The organism is Methanosphaera sp. WGK6, assembly GCF_001729965.1.
Classification (GTDB): domain Archaea; phylum Methanobacteriota; class Methanobacteria; order Methanobacteriales; family Methanobacteriaceae; genus Methanosphaera.
Genome location: NZ_JRWK01000002.1, coordinates 37,269 through 59,442, shown reverse-complemented (window position 1 = coordinate 59,442; position 22,174 = coordinate 37,269). Strand labels below are relative to the sequence as shown.

The following is a 22,174-nucleotide window of genomic DNA, read 5'->3' as shown; positions in this document are numbered from 1 at the left end:
AAAACATGACATCTGAAAATGATAACAAAACACTATCATTCACACAAAACTTAAGAGAAAAAGGTTTAATAATATCCGATATAACAGCAAACATGGAAAATACATTAGATGTTAAAGAAAATAAAAATGAATTACCCATATTATTAATACCTAACACAATCCTCCTACCCCACACAGACATTACTATTCCCTTAGATAAATTTCATACTGAAAATATGCTAAAAAATGTGAATGAAGAAAATCAAGGAATTATATTAACACCAAAAAAAATTCCTGCAAAAGATGAAGGAAATGAAGTAGAATTCTATGACATTGGTGTTATATTAGAAGTCAAAAGTTTAGATGAAGAACCAGAACAATACATGCTTGAATTAAAAGTAAAAGATAAAATAACTGTTAATAAAGTCATAGAAACTGATGGTTTCTACAATGCACAATATGAAATTATTCATGAAGAAAATAACATAACACCAGAAGAATCTGAAAAAATAAATAAAGAAATTAATGAAGCTATTCAAACTATATCCAATTTAATTCCTAACTCAGAAGTATATTCTCAACCAATAATTGAAAAAACAGACCTCCAAGAAAAAATTGCAGAAGTATTCCCATACCTTCGAGTACCCATTAAAAGAAAACAAGAATTACTTGAGTTAAACTCATCAAAACTAAGAGCATTACAAGTAACACAACTATTATTAGAACAAAAAGAAGCAATGATTATACAAATGGAAATAGCCAAAAAACTCAATAAAAATATGAGTGAATCACACAAACAAACTCTTCTTCGAGAACAAATGAAAATGATTCAAGAAGAACTGAACATGACAGAAAACAATGAATCCAAAAAAACATACAGAGAACGAATCAAAGAAGCAAATCTACCTGAAGAAGTAGAAAAAGTCGCACTAGAAGAAGTTAATAAACTTGAAAGACAAGGACAAAATAACTCCGAAGAAAACATTATTCGAAACTACCTGGACACAATACTCCAATTACCATGGCATAAAGAAGATAAACAAGATATAGACATAATAAAAGCTAAAGAACAACTAGATTTAGATCATTATGGACTTAAAAAAGTAAAAGAAAGAATAATTCAACATTTAACAGTACTTAAAATGAAAAATGAAAAACAAGGCTCAATCCTTTTATTTGTAGGTCCACCAGGAACTGGAAAAACAAGTCTTGGAAGAAGTATTGCTACAGCACTAGATAGACCATATATCAGAGCAAGTTTAGGAGGAGTCAAAGACGAATCTGAAATAAGAGGACATCGTAGAACATACCTAGGAGCACTACCCGGTCGAATTATAACTGGAATGAAAAAAGCAGGTAAAACAAATCCAGTATTTGTATTAGATGAAATTGATAAAACAACAGCATCCATTAATGGCAATCCAACTAGTGCACTTCTTGAAGTTTTAGATCCTGAACAAAATAGCACATTTTCAGATCATTACTTAGAAGTACCTTATGATTTATCAGATGTTTTCTTTATTGGAACTGCTAACTCTTTACACGATATACCAGGACCATTAAGAGATAGATTAGAAATCATTGAATTAGACAGCTACACTAACCTTGAAAAACAACACATTGCTAAAGAACATCTAATAGGAGAAGTTTTAGAAGAACATGGACTTACAACAGATGACCTTGAAATAACAGATGATGCAATAAATACAATCATTGAAAAATATACTAGAGAAGCTGGAGTAAGAGGTCTTAAAAGACAAATTGCTGCTATAGCACGTAAAACAACAGAAAAAATAGTAGTGGATGATATTAAAAGACCCTATGTTGTAACAGAAGATATGCTTTATGATATTTTAGGACATGAAACCACCCACTATGATATGGTTCCTGAGAAAAATCCTGCTGGTGTTGTTACTGGACTAGCATGGACTCCTATTGGAGGAGATATATTATATGTAGAAGCAATCATGTTACCTGGTGAAGAAAAATTACAACTTACAGGACAACTAGGAGATGTTATGAAAGAATCTGCACAAATTGCTCAAAGTTTAATAAAATCAAGATTTGGTCCGTTACTTAAGGATACTGACTTTGAAAATAAAGACATACATATTCACTTCCCCGAAGGTGCTATTCCAAAAGATGGACCATCTGCTGGAGTAACATTAGTAACTACAATGGCCTCTTTAATAACAAACATACCTGTGGATTCAACTATTGCTATGACTGGTGAAATATCACTTCAAGGTAAAGTACTGCCCGTAGGTGGAATAAAAGAAAAAGTAATTGCAGCCCATCGATCAGGAATTAAAACAATATTACTTCCAGAAAAGAATATGAAAAATCTAGATGATGTTCCAGAAGAAGTAAAAAATGAAATTACATTTAAACCTATGAAAACAGTTGATGATGTATTATATGAAGCTCTTGGCTTAAAATTACCCGAATCTGAAATATTAGACATTAATTTAGATGCGTTAAGAAACTCTTAACCTTTCCCTCCCCCATTTTATAAAAATAATTTAATTCTTAACAATAAAAATAAGCTAATAATATTAACTATATAATTAAACATTGAGAATTAAGAAAATGAAGTGTAATTATGAATGATAATGAGATAAATTTTTGGTTAGATTTATCACAGGAAATCTCAAAAGAAGTGGAAAAAGCAATAAATAAAGCAAGAAATGATCCTGAATTAAATAATGTAACCAAAATAGGAGCAGATGGAACTCCCACCCATAAAATAGATGAATATGCTGAAGATGCTGCTATATCTGTTATTGAAAACTGTGAAAAATCACTAATTTTGATAAGTGAAGAAATAGGAACTATAAAAATTGGTGACAATAAAGCAGAAGCTGTACTAATTATGGATCCACTTGATGGTACTAGTAATGCTCTGAAAAATATTCCTTGTTATGGAATATCAATAGCAATAGCTAAAATCAGCGATGAAACAGAACTAGAACATGTGACTTTAGGTGATGTTGAAATTGGTTTTATTAAAAATTTCCCAACAGGTGATGAATATATTTCAATTAAAGGCAAAGGTTCTACAAAAAATGGTGAAGCAATGACAATATCATCAATACCTAAAGTATCCGAAGCAACAGTGAGTACTTATGTTTACAGAGCAAAAGAAGGTGAATTAGATAAATTATGCACTTCTGTTAGACGTATGCGTCTAATGGGTGCTATTGCAATCGAAATGTGTTATGTTGCTGATGGAACTTATGATGTATTTTTAGATATTGGTGCTGTTAGAGTATTTGATATTGCAGCAGCACAATTAATTATTAAAGAAAATGAAGGTATTGTAACTGATGTTAATGCTAATCTATTAGAAAGCCAACTTGATTTAATGGAAACAACATCAATTATAGCTGCAGCAAATCCAGAAATACATGAAGATCTAATAAAATTATTAAATTAAGTTGTGATAAAATGAAAATAGGAATTGTCTCACGTACAGATAAAAAAGAGGCAGTAGAACTTGATAGAAGTATTGTCAAATATTTATTAGAAAATAATATTGAAATTGAAATTGATTCAATGTTAGTTAAAGAACTTAATGAATTTTCAGAATATGAAGTTTCTATTGATAATATGACTTCAGATATCGTATTATGTGTTGGTGGAGATGGAACTGTACTACATGCACAACATATCCTTTCCCCAAAAAAGATACCTCTACTTAGCATCAATATGGGTACAGTAGGTTTTTTAACTGAAGTGGATCCAGAAGATATTTTTGAATGTCTTGACCAGTTACTAAACTATGATTTCTTTATTGAAGAACGCCTACAATTAGATGTTTTCTTTGATAATGAACAAATCACCGTTTTAAATGAATTAGTTATAATGACTAGTCAACCAGCGAAAATGTTAGATTTACGTATTTCAGTTGATGAAGAACTTGTTGATGAAGTTCGTGCAGATGGCTTAATAATCTCAACACCTAGTGGATCTACAGCTTATGCTATGTCAGCAGGTGGTCCAATTGTTGATCCACGTGTTGATGCAGCTATTATTATACCCATATGCCCATTTAAACTCAATACTAGACCAAAAATAGTTCCTGCTAATAGTACTATAACCGTGAAATTTATGAAAGAAAACAAACAAGGTGTTGCAGTTCTTGATGGTATGTTAAACAAAGAATTTGATTTTTTAGATGAAATAACTGTTAAAAAATCAGAAAATGCAGCATATTTTGTGAGATTTAAAAATAATTTCTATAATGCCGTTAACAATAAATTAATCGTAGGATAAAAAAAATCCTTTTTTCTTTTTTAGGTGTTTAATCATGAAACAAAATATTTTAATTAGTGATGCAAATCATGGTGGTCTCATACTTTTAAAAGAATATTCTAAATATACTAAAAATAACTTATTTTTCTATGATACATATAATAAACTTAATAATAACGAAAAAAAAGATTTAGAATCAAAATACCATGTTACTTTTTTATCAGAACAAGATATTTATAATAAACAAACCGAGTTTACAATTATTAGCCCAATCCATATGAATTCATTATTTGATAGTGATTACACACATCATGAATTTACTGGATACTTACTTAATAAGCATAAAATGAAATATGGTTGGAATTCCAAAATAATTGAAGTTACAGGAGTTAAAGGAAAAACAACTACCACAAATTTAATAAAACAAGTTTTAAGAAATAAAAACATACTTGTTCTTAATAGTCATAATTTAATATATAGTAGTCCCAAAGAAAGTATTATTCTAGATGATTCTTTGAGCATTACACCCGCTAGTATTATAACTGCACTTAATAAAGCAAAGGAGTATAATTTATTAAATAAAATTGATTATTGTATATTTGAAGTTTCATTAGGTGTTACTTCAAATACAGACATAGGTATTTTAACAAATATTCTTGAAAATTATCCAATAGCACATAATACTCAAACAGCAAGTATTGCAAAAAAAATCAGTGTTTAATTCAAAGTATGTGATTTGTGATAAAACTTCATTTGATATGTATTATTCCGATATAACACAAAATGAAATAACTACTATTAGTTTAAATGATAATAAATCAGATATTTATACAAATTATATCAATTATGATATAAAAAATACTGAAATTAATTTCCATCATTGTAATAATGATATTACATTAACCTGTTTTGCATTAACTGATTTTTATGTACATAACATTCTTTTTGCAATAGCGACAGGTTTAATTCTAAATATACCTTTAAATGAAATTATATTAAACTTAAATAAAAATAAAACACTACCCGGCAGAGGATCATGTAAGTTTGTTGAAAATAAAATTATTTTAGAGGATATTAATCCAGGACTTAACACTACATCTATAAAAAAATGCATTTCAAATATTAAAAAATACTCCTCAAATTATATTCTAATTATCGGTGGTGATTATGGTATAACTTGTGAGGAAATTAATGAAAATAAATTATTAAAATATATTAAAACATTAGATGAACCATGTATCATTTTTACAGGATGTGTTGGTTATAATTTATATAATAATATCAAGAAGCCATGTTATTATTTTGAAGAATTAGAAGAAGCTATAGCATATTCCCTTAAATTAGATTATGATCTTGTTCAAATTATTTATAGAAGTGAATATAATAAAAAAATGAAATAAACAATAAATTAATAAAAAACTATTTAAAATAAATAAACATTCTATAAATATTTGAAAAATATTTAAAATAAAACTATGCACTATGATAAAAAAAAGAAGCTAAAAACTTTATTAAATATAATGAATATATAGATATAAAGAGTAAAAAAATAATTTACTACATTTACAATAATGAATATAAATTTATTCTCATAACATAATTAAAATAATTATGATACAAAAATTATTAGCTATAGGGGGAATGTTTAGTGATAGTTGGTACTCGAGGAAGTAAACTTGCCACAACACAAACTCAGACTGTGGTAAATGCACTGGAAGAAATTACTGGTAAAAAAATAGAAACCAAAATCATTAAAACAACAGGCGACAAAATTAAGGATTCACAATTATATAATATTGATGCTAAAGGTATTTTCACAAAAGAATTAGATGAAGCACTTATTAGTGGTGAAATAGATTTCTCAGTACATAGTTTTAAAGATTTACCTAGTGAATTAAATGACCAACTCATTATAACTGCAATTCCAAAAAGAGAAGCTATTAATGAAGTTCTAATTTCTAATTATAGTTGGGATGAATTACCTGAAAATGCAACAATAGGTACAAGTAGTGTTAGAAGAGAAGCTTTCTGTAAATACCATGGAAAAAAAATCCAAACAAAACCTATGAGAGGTAATGTAGATACACGTATTCGTAAAGTAGAAGAAGGAGAATATGATGCTACAATAATGGCTCTAGCAGGAATTAATAGATTAGGATTACAAGACCATGTGAAAGAAATTTTTGATGAAACATATATTGTACCCCCTGCAGGTCAAGGAGCTTTAGCTATTATGACTCATAAAGACTCAGAGTATAATGATGTTATTGCAAAATTAAATCATGAGGATTCACGAACAGAAGCTTTAGCTGAAAAAACAATTCTTGAAACTATAGGTGTAGGATGTCAATGGCCAGTAGGTATAATTTCGAAAGTTAATGGAAATAATATCACCATCCAATGTAAATTATTAAGTCCAAAAGGTGAACTATTAGCAGATATTAAAGAAACTACAAAGAAAAATAAAGCTATAGACACTGCGAAGGCCATTGGAATAAAATTAAGAGAGGATACTTTATGAAACAGACAAATGTAGGAGTAATAGGAGTAGGATCTATGGGTTATAACCATGTTCGTATATACTCTGAATTAGAAAATGCAAATTTAGTAGCTATATCTGATATGGTACGTGGCACACTAGATAATGTATCCAAGGAATTTAATACTATAGGATATGTTGATTTTGACAACATACTCCAAATTGATGATATAGAAGCAGTGAATATTTGTGTTCCCACAGTATTTCACCATGATGTAGTTATGAGAGCAATAGAAGCTGGAAAAAATGTATTAGTTGAAAAACCTGTAGCTTCAAAATTAAGTGAAGCAGAAGAAATGATTAATGCTGCCGAAGATGCTGGAGTAATTCTTGCAACAGGACATGTAGAACGATTTAATCCTGCTGTAAGAGTTGCGAAAAGACTATTAGATGAAGGTGCTATTGGAGAAGTTGTAACTGCGAATTCAAAAAGATTAGGACCATACCCTCCAAGAATAAGAGATGTTGGAGTGGCAATAGATTTAGCAATTCATGACATTGACATATTCAATTATTTATTTGAAAGTAAAGCCGACACAGTTTATGCAAATATGAGTAGTAAACTTAAAAATTGTGAATTTGAAGACCATGCAGAAATTATGACAAAATATGAAAGTGGTGTACTTAGTATATTAGAAACAAACTGGTTAACTCCCTACAAAAAACGACAACTAAATATCACAGGTCTTGAAGGAATAATTAGTGTAGACTATGGAAATCAAACAGTGACCTTATACCAAGAAAATAATCATGTAGAACACATTAAAGTTGAAAATAAAGAACCTCTTAAAGAAGAACTAAGATCTTTTGTTAATGCAGTTCAAACAAAAAAACAACCTGAAGTAACAGGTACTGATGGTTATGAAGCATTACGCATAGTTGATGCTGCAATGAAATCAGCAAAAGATAAAACATTAATATACTTATAGTGATTAAAATGAATAGTAAATTAATTGAAAAAGCAACAGAACTTAGAAACAAAGGATTAACAACTGGAGAAATTGCTGATGAATTAAATATATCTAAAGATACAACCCAATGGTTAATAATGCAGATGACAACAGTTAATAAAACTAAACAAAAACCAGATGATTTTGCAATAAATTGGAGAACAATTGGATCTAGTTCAGCACGTATGCAACATATTTCAGGAGCATTAGCTGATTTAGCTTTAGAAGAAGAAACTGTGGATGTGGTTGTTGGTATTTCTGTTAGTGGAGTTCCCTTTGCGACTATGATGGCAAATTTACTTGATGCAGAATTATCAGTATTCCACCCAATTAAACATATGAAAAATGAATCAGCACAAGGCGCTCTAAGTAACAATTTTGCTAATATAAAAAATAAAACAGTTGTTATTGTAGATGATGTTATAACTAGTGGAACCACAGTGACTGATGCTATAACCGTTTGTAAAGCTCATGGTGCAAAACCTATAGCAGTTACAGTTCTTGTAGATAAAAAAGGAATTAATGATTTAAATAATGTACCTGTAAAATCATTGATTAAAATCAATAAAGTAGGATAATACAAACCTATTTTATTATATTCTTTTCCTATTACTATACTTATTTTATTTTTTAAAGTTAATTAATTAATTAATTAATTTTATACATCAAAACATATGAAAAAAAAATTTCGAATAATATGACTGTAATTCTTTTTTAGAAATAATAAGTTTAGAACTATTTTAATGTATTATTATAAATTAGTTAAAAAATAAAGAATACTATTAGATTCAATTTAAAAAAAGTATTATAAAAACAACTAATTTAAGTAAAACTACCAAAAAATAATTTAACAAAACTTTTTCTCCCCCAGATAGTTAGCCTAAAAAATATATAGTTTATAAAACATATATTATAACATAAGATATAGTAATAATTTATTAAAATAATAAATTATATTAAAATTTAATCACAATCATATAATTTTACTAAATATAACTAATAGGAACATAATGGAGGATATATAATTTGAAAAAATCTAATAATAACAATAAAAAGAATAATCATAATAACAACCCAAATGGTGGAGAAAATATTCGTGTAAGATCACCTAGAAAAGGAGAAATTCCAGGTGTTGTTGAACAAATTTTAGGACATGGAAAACTTAAAGTAAGATGTAATGATAAGAATATACGATTATGTCGTATTCCTGGTAAAATGAAAAAACGAATATGGATTCGTGAAGGAGATGTTGTACTCGTAAAACCATGGGATTTCCAAAGTAATGAAAAAGCAGATGTAATTTGGAGATATACTCGTACAGAAGCTAATTACCTTGAAAGAAGAGGATTTTTAAAAATATAATAGGATATCTGAATAGTAAAGTTGAGAAATTTTTCTCATTTATACTATTATATTAAATTTAATTTTTAAAGAAATTATTCTCTTAATATAATAAACTCCAAACAGAATAAGTATTTTTTAATTAACCATTATTTTCCAAGATTATTTTTAAAAGACTGAATTCAAAAAAATAATACTTTTAAATTTAATATATTAGTTTAAAATAATCCTATTTAATAATAACTAAACAAAAAAAAATTATGAAATAGTAGAAGAATATGAGAAAAGGAGGTTTCTTAATTGAAAAAACATTATATTGATGCAGATAATCAAATTCGAAAGTTAGAAGAAACCAAAAAAATTAAAAGTGTTGAAGACAAACAAGTTTCAAGTGAAGTCTTTGATGATAAAACATTGAAAGTATTATATAAACTTGCTAAACAAGGATATATTAATAGTTTAAATGGAGTTATTAGTACTGGGAAAGAGGCTAATGTATTTTTAGGTACTGATGATGATGGAAATTCCGTGGCTGTTAAAATATACAGGGTTGTAACCCTTGATTTCAAAAAAATTAAAGAATATATTGCAGGTGATCCTAGATTTAAAACATATGGTAATAACACTAGAAAAATTATTACTGCATGGACTCAGAAGGAATTTAAAAACTTAAGTAGGTTACATAAACTAGGTTTACGTGTACCCGAACCCTACACTGCTCTAGAAAATGTTCTTGTTATGGAATATCTGGAACATGACGAAAATGATGCTAGTGCAGCACCACCCCTTAGTAAGATAAAATTAGATAATGCAGAGAAAATATTTGAAGAAATAATTAATTTCATGGATATTTCATATAACCAAGCTAAGTTAGTACATGGTGATTTATCTAGATATAACATTCTCCTATCTTATAATCATCCATATATTATTGATTTATCTCAAGCAACTTTAACAAGTCATCCATCAAGTATGAGTTTATTAGAAAGAGATATTAAAAATATAGTATATGATAGTAAAAAATTTAATGTTAATTTAAGTTATGAGTATATAAAAAATAGAATTATCAAAGAAAACTAAAAAAAGATAATAAATAACTTGATTAAACTTATTTATTTTAACTATACTTTTTTATATTAGATTTTACAAACATTAAAATAAGACAGGAATAATAATTCATGATAAAATAAGTATTAATAAATTTAAAATTAAAATAATCAAAAATAATAAATATTATTTAAATTATACATAATTATACTTAAAGATACTTAGAATGTATTAATACCACCAATTAAATAAAACAAATAAACTTATTATTACTATTTAATAACGATTAATATATAAATTTTCTATTTATAACTTTATTAATAATATAATTTATTATTACAATAAACAATACATTATAACAATAATATTTTAAAAAAAATAACAATATTAATAGGAGTTTTTTTAAAATGGCTAATACAGAATACCTTAAAATACCAAAAGATAGAGTTGGAGTAACTATAGGAAAAAACGGTAAAATTAAACACCAATTAGAAATAATCACCAAGACTGAATTAAAAATAGATAGTGACACTGGAAATATTTCAATAAGTTCTACTGATGAAACTGATGATCCATTAGCAATCTGGAAAGCAAGATATATGATTAAAGCTATTGGTAGAGGATTTAACCCCGACATAGCATTAACTCTTGAAGATGATGAACTAATTTTAGAAATTATAAACCTCCAAGATTATGTTGGAAAATCTAAAAAAGCATTAGTAAGACAAAAAGGAAGAATCATTGGTAAAAATGGAAGAACTAGACAAATTATGCATGATATGCTTGATGTTGAAATAAGTATTTATGGTAAAACTGTTTCACTAATTGGAAAAATTGAAAATATACAAATGGCTAGAGAAGCTATTGAAATGATACTTGAAGGTTCAAGACAAAAAAGTGTTTATGCTTACCTTGAAAAAATGCATGATAAACTTAAACGAAAAGAATTTGATGAAATGGTTAATGGTAAACCAGATCGTAAAGATATTTTAAGAGAAGATTTAGATACTGATGAAGATTTCACCGATGCTGAAGAAGATTTTAATCAAGCATCTATTGATAATGAAGAAAATGAAGAAATATTTGATGAAGTTCCTGAAACTTTATAAATAATTTTTTTTATTTTTTGAATAATGACCAAATCTAATTTTATTTATATAATTAAAGAAATAGCTTATTTAGTCTTCATCATATAACATTAAAAAATCATATGTCTTACAAAAAAAATTATTGATTCTTAAAATAATTTTTGGAGTTCTGACAAGACTTGTTTTATAAAAAAAGTATATTTTAATATTTCCACTAATCTTTAGAAAATATACTTATTTATTTTTTTAAAATTTATATAAATTTTTAGCATAAAATGGATTACTTCTCAAGACCCCCCTAAATTATAATAAATTTTTCACATAGGATATATACCATGATTTTATATTATGGAATTTACATATATTATAATATAAAAAAATAATATTTTTAAAATAAAACATATGTATTAATTATATAAAAACATACAACTTTATAACATATATTCTAAAATTTAATAAAAAAAATATTATTCAATTAACTAAATAAAAATCAATATTAATACTTATTATAAAATTAGTAATATTAATATTCAAATAAATATATGGGGGCATGAAATCCTTGGAACGTGATACATCAGAATTATTTGAAGAATTTAAGGAATTAACGGCATCAGAATTTTTCAGACGTAATAAACAAATGCTTGGTTTCTCTGGAAAAATCAGATCATTAACAATTGTATTCCACGAACTTATAACAAACAGTTTAGATGCATGTGAAGAAGCAGGTATATTACCTGACATTACAATAGAATTAAAAAGATTAGGTAAAGACCATTACCTATTAAAACATGCTGATAATGGACCAGGTATTCCTGAAAATTATATAACCAAAGTATATTGTCAAATGTTTGCAGGAAGTAAATTCAGAAATATACAATCCCGTGGACAACAAGGACTAGGATGTAGTGGATGTGTACTATTATCCCAAATGACCACAGGACAACCTGTGAAAATAAGATCACGATATAAAGATGGTGAACAACTCAAAGGAGTTGAAATGACTGTAAAATTAGATGTTAAAAAAAATACAGGTATTATTCTAGATAGAAAAGAATTTGAAACAGAACGTACTGGTTCAGGTATTGAAATAGAATTCAAAGATGTATCTTACTCTATGAGTGAACAAGGAGCTTATGAATATATTAGACGTACTGTAATAGGAAATCCTCATGCTAGAATTGTATTTAAAGACCCAACAGGACGAAAATATACATTTGAACGTGCAACAGATCAGATACCACCACTACCTAAAGAAGTATTACCACATCCAAAAGGAGTAACAGCCGATGACATAATTTACCTTTGCAAAGGTACTAATAAAAAACGATTTAAAAACCTCCTCATGGATTCATTATCCCGTGTATCTGTAGCAAAAATCAAGGAAATTGAAGCAGCTACAGGTATTGATATGAACAAAAGACCTAAAAGTATCACATGGAAAGAAGCAGAACAAGTAGTTCAACAATTTGACCAAATGAAATTCATGGCACCACCTACCAATGGACTTAAACCTATTGGTGATGAACAAATAGAAAAAGGTATAAATGAAATACTTCTACCCGAATTTTCAACAGCAATTACAAGAAAACCACAAGCATATCGTGGAGGAGTATCATTTATTGTAGAAGCAGGTATTGCATATGGTGGAAAATCAGGAAGACTAATTGGAAATCAGAGAAAAGCAGAAATCATGAGATTTGCAAACAGAGTACCATTAACTTTCGATCAAGGAAGCTGTGCTATAACAGAAGCATTAAAAAGTATAGATTGGAGAAGATATGGTGTTCGTGACTTAGATAATGCACCAATATCAGTATTTGTAAATATTATCTCTACAAATGTACCCTACCTATCTACTGGAAAACAAAGTGTTGCACCAGAAACAGAAATTGTACGTGAAATAAGACAAGCAACCATGAAAATAGCCCGTAAACTAGAAAAATATATAAGAACTAAAAGAGCTGCTAAAAACGAAGAAATGAGAGCTAAAGTATTCGAAGACTTAGTTCCAGTAGTAATTAAACAATCAGCACTACTTGCAGAAAAAGATGTACCTGAATATGACAAAGTTATGGATGAAGTAACTCATAAAGCTAAAATTATGGATATGAAAAATCGTCTTAAACAACCCGAAATTGAACCTATGCAAGTAAAAACTGAAGAACCTACTATGCGTGTAAAAACAGAAATAGATGAAGATTTTTCAGATGATGAAGACTACTAAACAATAAAAGAAGGGAAAATACCATGATGAAACATAAAGAAATTGCTTTAAATAAACTTAGAGGAATGGGTGATGAAGTTCTCGAAAAAATACTAGATGAAGAAGTACCTAGTCTAAAAATTCCATCAAGAGGAACAGGAAACATCATCTACAATCAAGACAAAAGATATTTTGAACTAGGTGACCGTAAAGGTACAAGATCATTAGGTAATGTTAAACAAATCAAGAAAATGGCTCAAATGATGTGTGTAGGAAACTTCTGTAAAGAATTAGTAAACATTCAAAAAACAGCTACTATGAGGGAGATGTATTATGTATCTGAAGGATGGGATGTTGGATTTGACAACCAACAGGAATCAAACAACATTACTGAAGATATAGAAGTAACATTAGGTGTATCTCGTGAAAACTTAGGTTTACTTCCAGAAGAAGATGGAGCATCAGTATATGGAGATATAACATTACGTGATGATGATGTAGAATTTAATGCTTTGAAATTAGGAAAATCAGGTTATACTATACCTCCTACAATTGATGATGTAGAATTTGTTGATTCTAATGTAGAAAGAATTATTGCTGTAGAAACCATGGGGATGTATCACCGTATGGTTCAAGAAAAAGCATATGATAGATTCAATACATTAATTGTTGGGTTAAAAGGACAAGCTGCAAGAGCAACACGTAGATTTATCAGAAGAGCAAGTGATGAATTACAAGTCCCTGTATACATTTGTAACGACGGAGACCCATGGGGATTCCACATTGCAATGGTAATTATTTCAGGCAGTGCAAAATTAGCTCATGTAAACCATGATCTTGCTACACCAGATGCAAAATTCTTAGGAGTAACTGCTTCAGATATTGTGAATTATGATTTACCAACAGATAAATTAAAAGACATCGATGTTACACGTCTAAAAGAATTAGCTGCAGATCCCCGTTACAAAGGAGAGTTCTGGCAAAATGAAATTAAGAAAATGATAAAATTAGGAAGAAAAGCAGAACAGCAATCTTTCTCAAAATATGGTCTTGAATATATCGTAGATACATATTTCCCAAATAAAATAAGTGCTATTGAAGGTCAATCAATAGAATAAATCAACTTTAATAATGATTAAAAAAAATCATTATTTTATTTTAAAAAGAGGTATGATACTATTAATATAAAAAATTATTTAAAAACAAAATAATTCCATTAACTATATTAATGATAATCGCATGTTCTCTTTTAACAAGTGATACTACTATTATTTTACCAATCCTATTATTTATAGGAATAATAACAGGTATTATGAAAAAAGACCATTTAACTGAAAGTATATTAACAGCATTAATTGCATTTATTATCGGTTCAATAATTGCATTTGTTATTTCATTAATAACAGTATATTACACATACGGTGGATTATATGCAATAGCAGTAATACAGTATTCTCTATTTAGTATAATTATTTATACTATTGTAGGCTGTATTGGAGATGTGATTGGACATTACATATTATCTGAATTAAATTAGAATACATGGAAAAAAATAATTGGAGACATAATTATGGACTTAAACAATATTACTAAAGGTAAATCAATACCTCTAGGAATTATAATAATAATTATCACATACCTTTTAAGTGGAAGTAGTTCCAGTATATTACCATTTGTATTATTCACAGGAATACTTGTAGGTATAATGAAAAATAATGATATTTCAGAATCAGCTGTAGCTGCATTTATAACTTCACTTTTTGGAACTGTGATAACTACAATAATATCCGTTGTTCTTATATACATATCATATGGATCAACATACTTAAATTATATGTTATCCAACTCATTAATGTCAATTATATTTTATTTAATTGCAGGTACAATTGGCGGAGTTCTAGGATATTATATATCTAAAGAAATAGGAATATAAAAAAAATATTCCTTTTCATTTCTTTTAAAAATAAGTTTATCTCCTAATTTGTAATGATTATACTATTTTTTTGAAAAAATTTAAATAAAAATTACTATCTTATATAATAATATAAACTTAATAATTCAATCAATATCAAAAAGAATAATATTGATTAAAAAAAGTTAGTTCTAAAAAATAGAGATATTGAAACTCAAAAATTTTTTATAGGGCGTATATATTATGAAAAATATTGGAATAAACGGATATGGAACTATAGGTAAAAGAGTAGCAGATGCAGTATCTGCTCAAGATGATATGAAAATTGTAGGAGTTACTAAAAGAACCCCTGACTTTGAAGCTAAAAGTGCTGTTGAAAATGGATATGATTTATACATAAGTGCTCCTGAAAAAGAAAGTCAATTTGAAGAAGCAGGTATTGAAATATCAGGTACTGCTGACGAATTATTTGAAAAATTAGACCTAGTTGTTGATTGTACTCCTGGAGGAATAGGTGCACAAAATAAAACAGACATCTATGAAAAAATAGGTTTAAAAGCTATTTTTGAAGGTGGAGAAGATCATGATGCTATAGGTTCCTCATTCAATGCTGAAGCTAACTATGAAAGTAACCTTGGCAAAGATTATGTGCGTGTAGTTTCATGTAACACTACTGGATTATGCCGTACATTAAAACCAATAAATGATATTGCTGGTATTAAAAAAGTTAGAGCTGTAATGGTAAGACGTGGAGCAGATCCTAATGATGTTAAAAAAGGACCTATTAATTCTATTGTTCCAACAACCGAAGTTCCATCACATCATGGACCTGATGTACAAACAATTATTGATGACATTAATGTAATGACCATGGCATTACTTGTCCCAACAACATTAATGCATCAACATAACATTATGGTAGAATTAGAAGATAACATCACAACAGATGATGTACTTGATGCTTTTGAAAAAGCACATCGTGTACTTCCAGTTCAAAAAAGTCTTAAATTAGGATCCACAGCAGAACTTATGGAATATGCAAAAGATCTTGGACGTTCTAGAGGAGACATGTATGAAATACCAGTATGGCAAGAATCAGTTAATGTAGAAAATGGAGAATTATACTATATGCAAGCAGTTCATCAAGAATCAGATGTTGTACCAGAAAATGTGGATGCAATAAGAGCAATGCTTGAATTAGAAGAAGATGGTGAAAAATCTATACTTAAAACAAATAAAGCTATGGGTATATTATAAATAATACACCTCTTTTCTTCATCTCCACTTAATTAACTTTTTTTACATGAATATTTGAATGTCTACCCAAAATAAATTTATTAATGTAAAATTTTTTTTATATTACAATTGAAGCAATGTTCTCTCTTATTAAAATTTAATTTTGAATTTTGACGGACATCATTATTTATCTAGAAAAAATATTTTTTAAAAACTAACAAAAAACATATAATATTATTAAGAAAAATATATAGTACCTTATAAAATAAAATAAATAAAAACAGCAGATAATACGAATTATAGGATGTGAATAAATGTACACACAACGAATTTTACTACATGGACATATTATTGATTCATTAACACTACCTAAAGCTATGGATATCATTCTAGATCAAGGTGGAGATTATGAAATAGAAGAATTACAAATGGGAAAACTAAAAAATGATAAAAGTACTGCAAAAATCATAGTAAAAGCTGAAGATGAAACAATATTCAACAGAATACTAGACATGCTAACCGATTGTGGAGCAGAACTTATAGAAGATATTGAAGAAGTTACTCTTGTTGAATCTAAAAAAGATAAAACCGTGCCAGATAACTTCTATTCTACAAGTAATTATAACACAAAAATACGTTATGATGGAGAATGGCTAAATATAGATAACATTGAAATGGATTGTGTTATTACTGTAGATACTGAAAATAACTTTGCCACTTGTAAACCATTAAATACTATAAAAAAGGGAGATAAAATTGTAGTTGGAAGAAATGGAGTTAAAGTAACACCTATTGAAAGATCACGTGGAAAAAATACTTTTGAATTTATGAACAGTGAAGCTTCCGCGGAAAAACCTACACAAAGTATTATTCATAAAGTTGCTACTGAAATGAAAGAAGTTAAAGACAAAGGTGGTAAAATTGTTGTTGTTGGAGGACCTGCAATTATCCATACAGGCTGTGCACCAATACTTGCAGAACTTATAAGAGAAGGTTATGTTGATAAAATATTTGCTGGAAATGCTCTTGCTACACATGATATTGAAAATGCATTATATGGAACATCTCTAGGAGTAGATTTAAAATCAGGAGAACTAGTTGCACATGGACATAAACACCATCTTTCTGCAATTAACACTATAAACAAAGCAGGAAGTATTAAAAATGCTGTAGAACAGGGCATATTAACTAGTGGTATTATGTACGAATGTGTTAAAAAAGATGCACCTTATGTATTAGCAGGTAGTATTCGTGATGATGGCCCACTTCCAGATGTTATAACTGACTCCCAAGAAGCACAGCAAAGAATGCGCGAAGAAGTACAGGATGTTGATATGGTAATTATGATTGCAACTCTTCTCCATAGTGTTGCTACAGGTAATCTTATTCCTGCTAGAATTAAAAGTGTATGTGTAGATATTAGTAATGCATCTGTAACTAAACTTGCTGATAGAGGTAGTGCTCAAGTTATTAGTATTGTAACAGATATTGGTTCTTTCTTACCAATTCTTAAAAATGAATTATATTCTTTAGAAGAATAATTTTTCTAATAATTTTTTTTGATGATTTATATGAATATTATAGATATTGTTTTATTACTAGTGGGTTTTGTACTTCTTGTTAAAGGTGCAGATATATTTGTTGAAGGAGCAAGTGATCTTGCAACAAAATTAAAAGTTCCTGCAATGATTATTGGATTAACTGTTGTTGCCTTTGGAACAAGTGCTCCTGAAGCATCAGTTTCCATAACTTCTGCACTTACAAACAGTAATGCTATTGCTATAAGTAACATTTTAGGAAGTAATGTATTTAATTTACTATTAGTTATTGGTATAACTGCATTAATTTATAAAATTGATATACAAGAAGTATCTGTAAAACAAGACTTTCCAATTTTATTAGTTAGTGGAATACTATTATTACTAACTATAATAACTGGTCAAATAATTAGTAGATTTGAAGGAATATTATTCCTTATTCTTATAATAATATATGTACTCTACCTTATAACAAAAGCTAAAAAAGAAAGTAAAAATATGCCTGTGGGAACCACGCACTTATCTAACATAAGAATTATATTATACATCATATTTGGTCTTGCATTCATAATATTTGGAGGAGATCTTGTTGTTGATGCATCAAAAAATATAGCTTTAAGTTTAGGTATGTCTGAAACATTAGTTGGTTTAACAATTGTTTCAATAGGCACATCACTCCCTGAATTAATAACTAGTGTAACTGCAGCATATAACAAGCAGACAGAAATTGCACTTGGAAATGCTATTGGGAGTTGTTTATTTAATATTTTATTTATTGTTGGTTTGACAACGTCAATTACCCCAATTATTACAACCAATATAATGGTTATTGATACAATTATCATGTTAGTAGTTGTTATTATAACATATCTTTTAGCATATGACAGAGATTTTGATAGAAAAGATGGCCTTATCATGGTTACATTATTTATCATATACATGATTTATATCATAATTCGTAACTAAACCCCATTTTAATTTTTTTTTAGAAAAAAATAATAGAATTCATTAAATAAACAAAAATTATTTGAGTTTTATCAATATTCCAAATATTTAATAACTATTTTTAATATAACCATTAGTTATATAAAATTAAAATTATTTAAAATTGAAAAAGGAGATGATTATTCATTATATCAAATAAATTAACCATGAAAAAATTATTTCCAATTCTAATTTTCACATTACTACTTTTTGTTAGTACAGTGACCGCTTCAGACATGAATCAGACAACACAAAATACTAGCAAATCTATTGAAAAAACAGAAATAATAAATAATAACTCATTAATTAGTCAAACAAATATACAACAAAAAACAATAAATAATACATCTACCACCAAATCTCTAAAAACATCCACCAATACAATTTATATCAGTAATTCTGGAAATGATAATAATAATGGAAATAAAAATACACCTAAAAAAACAATTACCAGTGCATTAAATACAGTATCTAATGGAGGAACAATATACATCAGTTCTGGAACATTTTACGAAAATAAACTATATATTAATAAAAATATAACACTAATTGGAAATGGTGCTAAAAATACAATTATTAATTGTAATGGAAAACATGGCTTCACAATATCTGATAATTCTAAAGTAACTTTTAAAACACTTACCATAACAAATACTAAAAATACAAATGGTGGAGCAATATACAATAAAGGAACACTTGAATTAAATGGAGTTAAAATATCATCATCTAATGCAACACATAATGGTGGAGCAATATATAATAAAGGAAAGTTAAATATTATGAAAACATCATTTTCCAACAATTATGCAAAATATGGGGGAGCAATATATAATTTAAACCAAATAACAGTGACTAAATCCACATTTAATAAAAATAATGCTGAATTAGGTAGTGTAATATATTCACTTTCTAAACTTACATTATATTCAGCTAATATTACCCATAATTATCATAGTCCTATTTACCTAAAAGAAAATACTACGAGTACTATAAAACTAAGTAATTTTTTAAACAATACTGGAACATGTGGTGGAGCAATACATAACTTAGGCATATTATTAGTAAATAAAACATATTTTTACAATAATACTGCTACAAAATATGGAGGAGCAATATATAATAAAGGTACCCTAAATAGTTATAATAACACATATACACATAATTATGCGAAAGAAAATGGTGGAGCAATATATAATACAAATAAATTATATATAAAAAATAATTCTATTAAAATAAACAAAGCTGGCTCTCATGGTGGAGCAATATACAATACACATATTTTATCCATTAATTCAACAAAATTCACATCAAATAAATGTGGTAACATTGGAGGAGCAATATATAATTTACCAAGATATTCTAACCCAATAACAATTAACAACTCCCAATTTAGTAGTAATATTGCAACCTATGGTGGAGCAATATATGAGGGAGGCTATGCTAAATTAATAATAGCACAATCCATATTTAATGCAAATAAGAATCATGCAATATACTTTAAAACAAATACAAAAATAAATACCATAACTAATTCAACATTCATAGAAAATAATGCTACAAATGGTGGAGCAATATATAATTTAAAATCAAATATAACACTGAATAAAGTAACTATCAAATCAAACCATGCAAAAGTTAGTGGAGGAGCAATATACTCCTATAATGGAACTATTATCATAAAAAATTCAATAATTATAAATAATGACAATATAGATTTATACAATGCAAAGGGAATTATTATTGCTAATTATAATTGGTGGGGATCTAACTCTAAACTAAATAATTTAAGACAATATAATTCAACAATAAATAATTGGATTTACTTAACAGTTACTTCATCAAAAACATCAGTTAATCAATCAGTAAAGACAACAATATCCATTAATAATATATTTAATGGTACGATTGTAACATCATATAATACAAGTTCATATCTACCTACTATAAAATTATCTATGTCCATAGTAGGTTGTAATGTTAATAAAACATATAAAAATTTAAAGGGAAGTTATACTGCTACAAATACATTTAATAGTGTTGGAATTGCAACTATAACTGCTTATACTTATAACCAGAAACTAAAAACATCTATTGTAATTACACATGATAAAATTACATCATTATTTGTTCAAATAGGTGCAAGTGTAACTAGTAGTACTGTTAATTCATGGATTAAAGCAGGAATTACTGACGTTTATGTACAAACAAGAGCATCAACTAACAACACTACTAAATTAAAACAAGTAATTACATTATGTAAAAATACATCTATTAGAGTTCATGCATGGGTTATTTGCTTTTCAACAAGCAATGGTTTTAATATAGGTTCTAGCCAGCAAACTATGATTAAAAACTTTATATATACTATTATAAGAATTAGTGGAGTAGATGGTGTTTGTTTAGATTATGTTAGATATAGTGGTGCTAATAAAAGTATTGTTAATTCAAGTAAAATAACAAATTTTGTTAAATCAGTGCATTCTATTGTGAAAACATATGACAATAAAAAGATAATTTCAGCATGTGTATTTGCAGAAATGGCAGGTACTAAAACATATTATGGACAAGATTATGCTGCTTTAAGTCCTTATGTAGATGTAATGCTTCCTATGGCTTATAAATATGATTATAATGCTAATAGATCATGGCTACAAAAAGTAACAAAATATGTTGTTAATCAAGCAAAATATTCCAAAGTTGTAACTGTACTTCAAACATATTCAAGTAGTTCTAGTAAATTATCTAAATCAGAACTCGAAGGTGATGCTAAAGCAGTTATGAGTGTTGGATCATACGGTTATTCATTATTCCGTTATGGCTTAATCAAATCATACCCCACATCTGCAGTTAATCTATCATAGATTAACTTATCTTTTTTTAAATATATATGTACTTAAATTATTTAATAAATTTAAGAAGAATATCCATTTATTTCAAAATAATCTCAATTAATTATGTAAACTTAAAGAATAAAATTAATTTAATAAAAGATTTTTTTAATATAAATAGAGTATAATATTGAATGAAAAATATCAATTCTCAAAAAACAATATATTATTTATAAATTATAAAAAACAATATAAGCATGTACAGTAAATACAAA

Annotated in this window: 18 protein-coding genes and 1 pseudogene; all 19 read left to right on the top strand. The window is 27.5% G+C overall.

The window, feature by feature from the left end; translation table 11 throughout:
• Positions 1 to 5 precede the first annotated feature (5 nt).
• The 19 genes and pseudogenes from lon (at position 6) to NL43_RS01235 (ending at position 21,932) form a co-directional block, all read left to right on the top strand.
• On the top strand, positions 6 to 2,471 hold the full coding sequence (gene lon, locus NL43_RS01325) for an endopeptidase La (RefSeq protein WP_084790324.1): 2,466 nt from the start codon (positions 6 to 8) through the stop codon (positions 2,469 to 2,471).
• 110 nt (positions 2,472 to 2,581) lie between these two features.
• Entirely contained in the window at positions 2,582 to 3,415 is an 834-nt protein-coding gene (locus NL43_RS01320) for a bifunctional fructose-bisphosphatase/inositol-phosphate phosphatase (RefSeq protein ID WP_069592192.1), read from the top strand.
• An 11-nt stretch (positions 3,416 to 3,426) separates the two neighbouring features.
• Positions 3,427 to 4,254, top strand: a complete 828-nt coding sequence (locus NL43_RS01315; protein WP_069592190.1) for an NAD(+) kinase — start codon at positions 3,427 to 3,429, stop codon at positions 4,252 to 4,254.
• 34 nt (positions 4,255 to 4,288) lie between these two features.
• The gene (locus tag NL43_RS01310) at positions 4,289 to 4,954 is read left to right on the top strand and encodes a Mur ligase family protein (protein ID WP_069592189.1); all 666 of its coding nucleotides are present in this window, start codon (positions 4,289 to 4,291) and stop codon (positions 4,952 to 4,954) included.
• Between the two features lie 10 nt (positions 4,955 to 4,964).
• Positions 4,965 to 5,633, top strand: coding sequence for a hypothetical protein (locus tag NL43_RS01305; protein ID WP_158005535.1), 669 nt, complete (start codon positions 4,965 to 4,967; stop codon positions 5,631 to 5,633).
• A 248-nt stretch (positions 5,634 to 5,881) separates the two neighbouring features.
• Entirely contained in the window at positions 5,882 to 6,754 is an 873-nt protein-coding gene (gene hemC / locus NL43_RS01300; RefSeq protein WP_069592187.1) for a hydroxymethylbilane synthase, read from the top strand.
• Positions 6,751 to 7,701: a Gfo/Idh/MocA family protein gene (locus NL43_RS01295; protein WP_069592186.1), complete on the top strand. Its 951-nt coding sequence runs from the start codon at positions 6,751 to 6,753 to the stop codon at positions 7,699 to 7,701. Before hemC ends, NL43_RS01295 begins: the two co-directional genes overlap by 4 nt.
• Before the next feature lie 8 nt (positions 7,702 to 7,709).
• Complete coding sequence (locus tag NL43_RS01290; protein ID WP_069592185.1) at positions 7,710 to 8,300, top strand: orotate phosphoribosyltransferase-like protein; 591 nt, start codon at positions 7,710 to 7,712, stop codon at positions 8,298 to 8,300.
• Between the two features lie 448 nt (positions 8,301 to 8,748).
• Entirely contained in the window at positions 8,749 to 9,084 is a 336-nt protein-coding gene (gene eif1A, locus NL43_RS01285) for a translation initiation factor eIF-1A (RefSeq protein ID WP_084790323.1), read from the top strand.
• A gap of 279 nt (positions 9,085 to 9,363) precedes the next feature.
• Entirely contained in the window at positions 9,364 to 10,143 is a 780-nt protein-coding gene (locus NL43_RS01280; protein ID WP_069592183.1) for a serine protein kinase RIO, read from the top strand.
• Positions 10,144 to 10,517: 374 nt separating this feature from the next.
• Positions 10,518 to 11,129, top strand: a pseudogene (locus tag NL43_RS01275) (KH domain-containing protein); the annotation flags it as partial.
• 628 nt (positions 11,130 to 11,757) lie between these two features.
• Positions 11,758 to 13,422 (top strand): DNA topoisomerase VI subunit B, encoded by a 1,665-nt coding sequence (gene top6B, locus NL43_RS01270; protein WP_069592181.1) that lies wholly within the window; start codon positions 11,758 to 11,760, stop codon positions 13,420 to 13,422.
• A 26-nt stretch (positions 13,423 to 13,448) separates the two neighbouring features.
• Positions 13,449 to 14,519: a DNA topoisomerase IV subunit A gene (locus NL43_RS01265; protein WP_069592180.1), complete on the top strand. Its 1,071-nt coding sequence runs from the start codon at positions 13,449 to 13,451 to the stop codon at positions 14,517 to 14,519.
• A 110-nt stretch (positions 14,520 to 14,629) separates the two neighbouring features.
• Positions 14,630 to 14,938: a hypothetical protein gene (locus NL43_RS01260; protein ID WP_143741302.1), complete on the top strand. Its 309-nt coding sequence runs from the start codon at positions 14,630 to 14,632 to the stop codon at positions 14,936 to 14,938.
• Positions 14,939 to 14,971: 33 nt separating this feature from the next.
• Entirely contained in the window at positions 14,972 to 15,334 is a 363-nt protein-coding gene (locus NL43_RS01255) for a DUF5518 domain-containing protein (protein WP_069592178.1), read from the top strand.
• 222 nt (positions 15,335 to 15,556) lie between these two features.
• Positions 15,557 to 16,570: a phosphorylating glyceraldehyde-3-phosphate dehydrogenase gene (locus NL43_RS01250; RefSeq protein ID WP_069592177.1), complete on the top strand. Its 1,014-nt coding sequence runs from the start codon at positions 15,557 to 15,559 to the stop codon at positions 16,568 to 16,570.
• 293 nt (positions 16,571 to 16,863) lie between these two features.
• The gene (locus NL43_RS01245; RefSeq protein ID WP_069592176.1) at positions 16,864 to 18,090 is read left to right on the top strand and encodes a TIGR00300 family protein; all 1,227 of its coding nucleotides are present in this window, start codon (positions 16,864 to 16,866) and stop codon (positions 18,088 to 18,090) included.
• Between the two features lie 30 nt (positions 18,091 to 18,120).
• Positions 18,121 to 19,053 (top strand): sodium:calcium antiporter, encoded by a 933-nt coding sequence (locus tag NL43_RS01240; RefSeq protein ID WP_198923174.1) that lies wholly within the window; start codon positions 18,121 to 18,123, stop codon positions 19,051 to 19,053.
• A 185-nt stretch (positions 19,054 to 19,238) separates the two neighbouring features.
• Positions 19,239 to 21,932: a hypothetical protein gene (locus NL43_RS01235; RefSeq protein ID WP_069592173.1), complete on the top strand. Its 2,694-nt coding sequence runs from the start codon at positions 19,239 to 19,241 to the stop codon at positions 21,930 to 21,932.
• The last annotated feature ends 242 nt before the right edge of the window (positions 21,933 to 22,174 follow it).

Excerpts from the sequence above, each read along its gene's own strand:
- NL43_RS01310 (WP_069592189.1), top strand. The coding sequence starts at position 4,289 with ATGAAACAAAATATTTTAATTAGTGATGCAAATCATGGTGGTCTCATA.
- NL43_RS01265 (WP_069592180.1), top strand. The coding sequence starts at position 13,449 with ATGAAACATAAAGAAATTGCTTTAAATAAACTTAGAGGAATGGGTGAT.
- NL43_RS01260 (WP_143741302.1), top strand. The coding sequence starts at position 14,630 with ATGATAATCGCATGTTCTCTTTTAACAAGTGATACTACTATTATTTTA.
- NL43_RS01240 (WP_198923174.1), top strand. The coding sequence starts at position 18,121 with ATGAATATTATAGATATTGTTTTATTACTAGTGGGTTTTGTACTTCTT.
- NL43_RS01245 (WP_069592176.1), top strand. The coding sequence starts at position 16,864 with ATGTACACACAACGAATTTTACTACATGGACATATTATTGATTCATTA.
- NL43_RS01235 (WP_069592173.1), top strand. The coding sequence starts at position 19,239 with ATGAAAAAATTATTTCCAATTCTAATTTTCACATTACTACTTTTTGTT.
- NL43_RS01250 (WP_069592177.1), top strand. The coding sequence starts at position 15,557 with ATGAAAAATATTGGAATAAACGGATATGGAACTATAGGTAAAAGAGTA.
- NL43_RS01255 (WP_069592178.1), top strand. The coding sequence starts at position 14,972 with ATGGACTTAAACAATATTACTAAAGGTAAATCAATACCTCTAGGAATT.
- NL43_RS01290 (WP_069592185.1), top strand. The coding sequence starts at position 7,710 with ATGAATAGTAAATTAATTGAAAAAGCAACAGAACTTAGAAACAAAGGA.
- NL43_RS01315 (WP_069592190.1), top strand. The coding sequence starts at position 3,427 with ATGAAAATAGGAATTGTCTCACGTACAGATAAAAAAGAGGCAGTAGAA.
- NL43_RS01295 (WP_069592186.1), top strand. The coding sequence starts at position 6,751 with ATGAAACAGACAAATGTAGGAGTAATAGGAGTAGGATCTATGGGTTAT.
- lon (WP_084790324.1), top strand. The coding sequence starts at position 6 with ATGACATCTGAAAATGATAACAAAACACTATCATTCACACAAAACTTA.
- NL43_RS01320 (WP_069592192.1), top strand. The coding sequence starts at position 2,582 with ATGAATGATAATGAGATAAATTTTTGGTTAGATTTATCACAGGAAATC.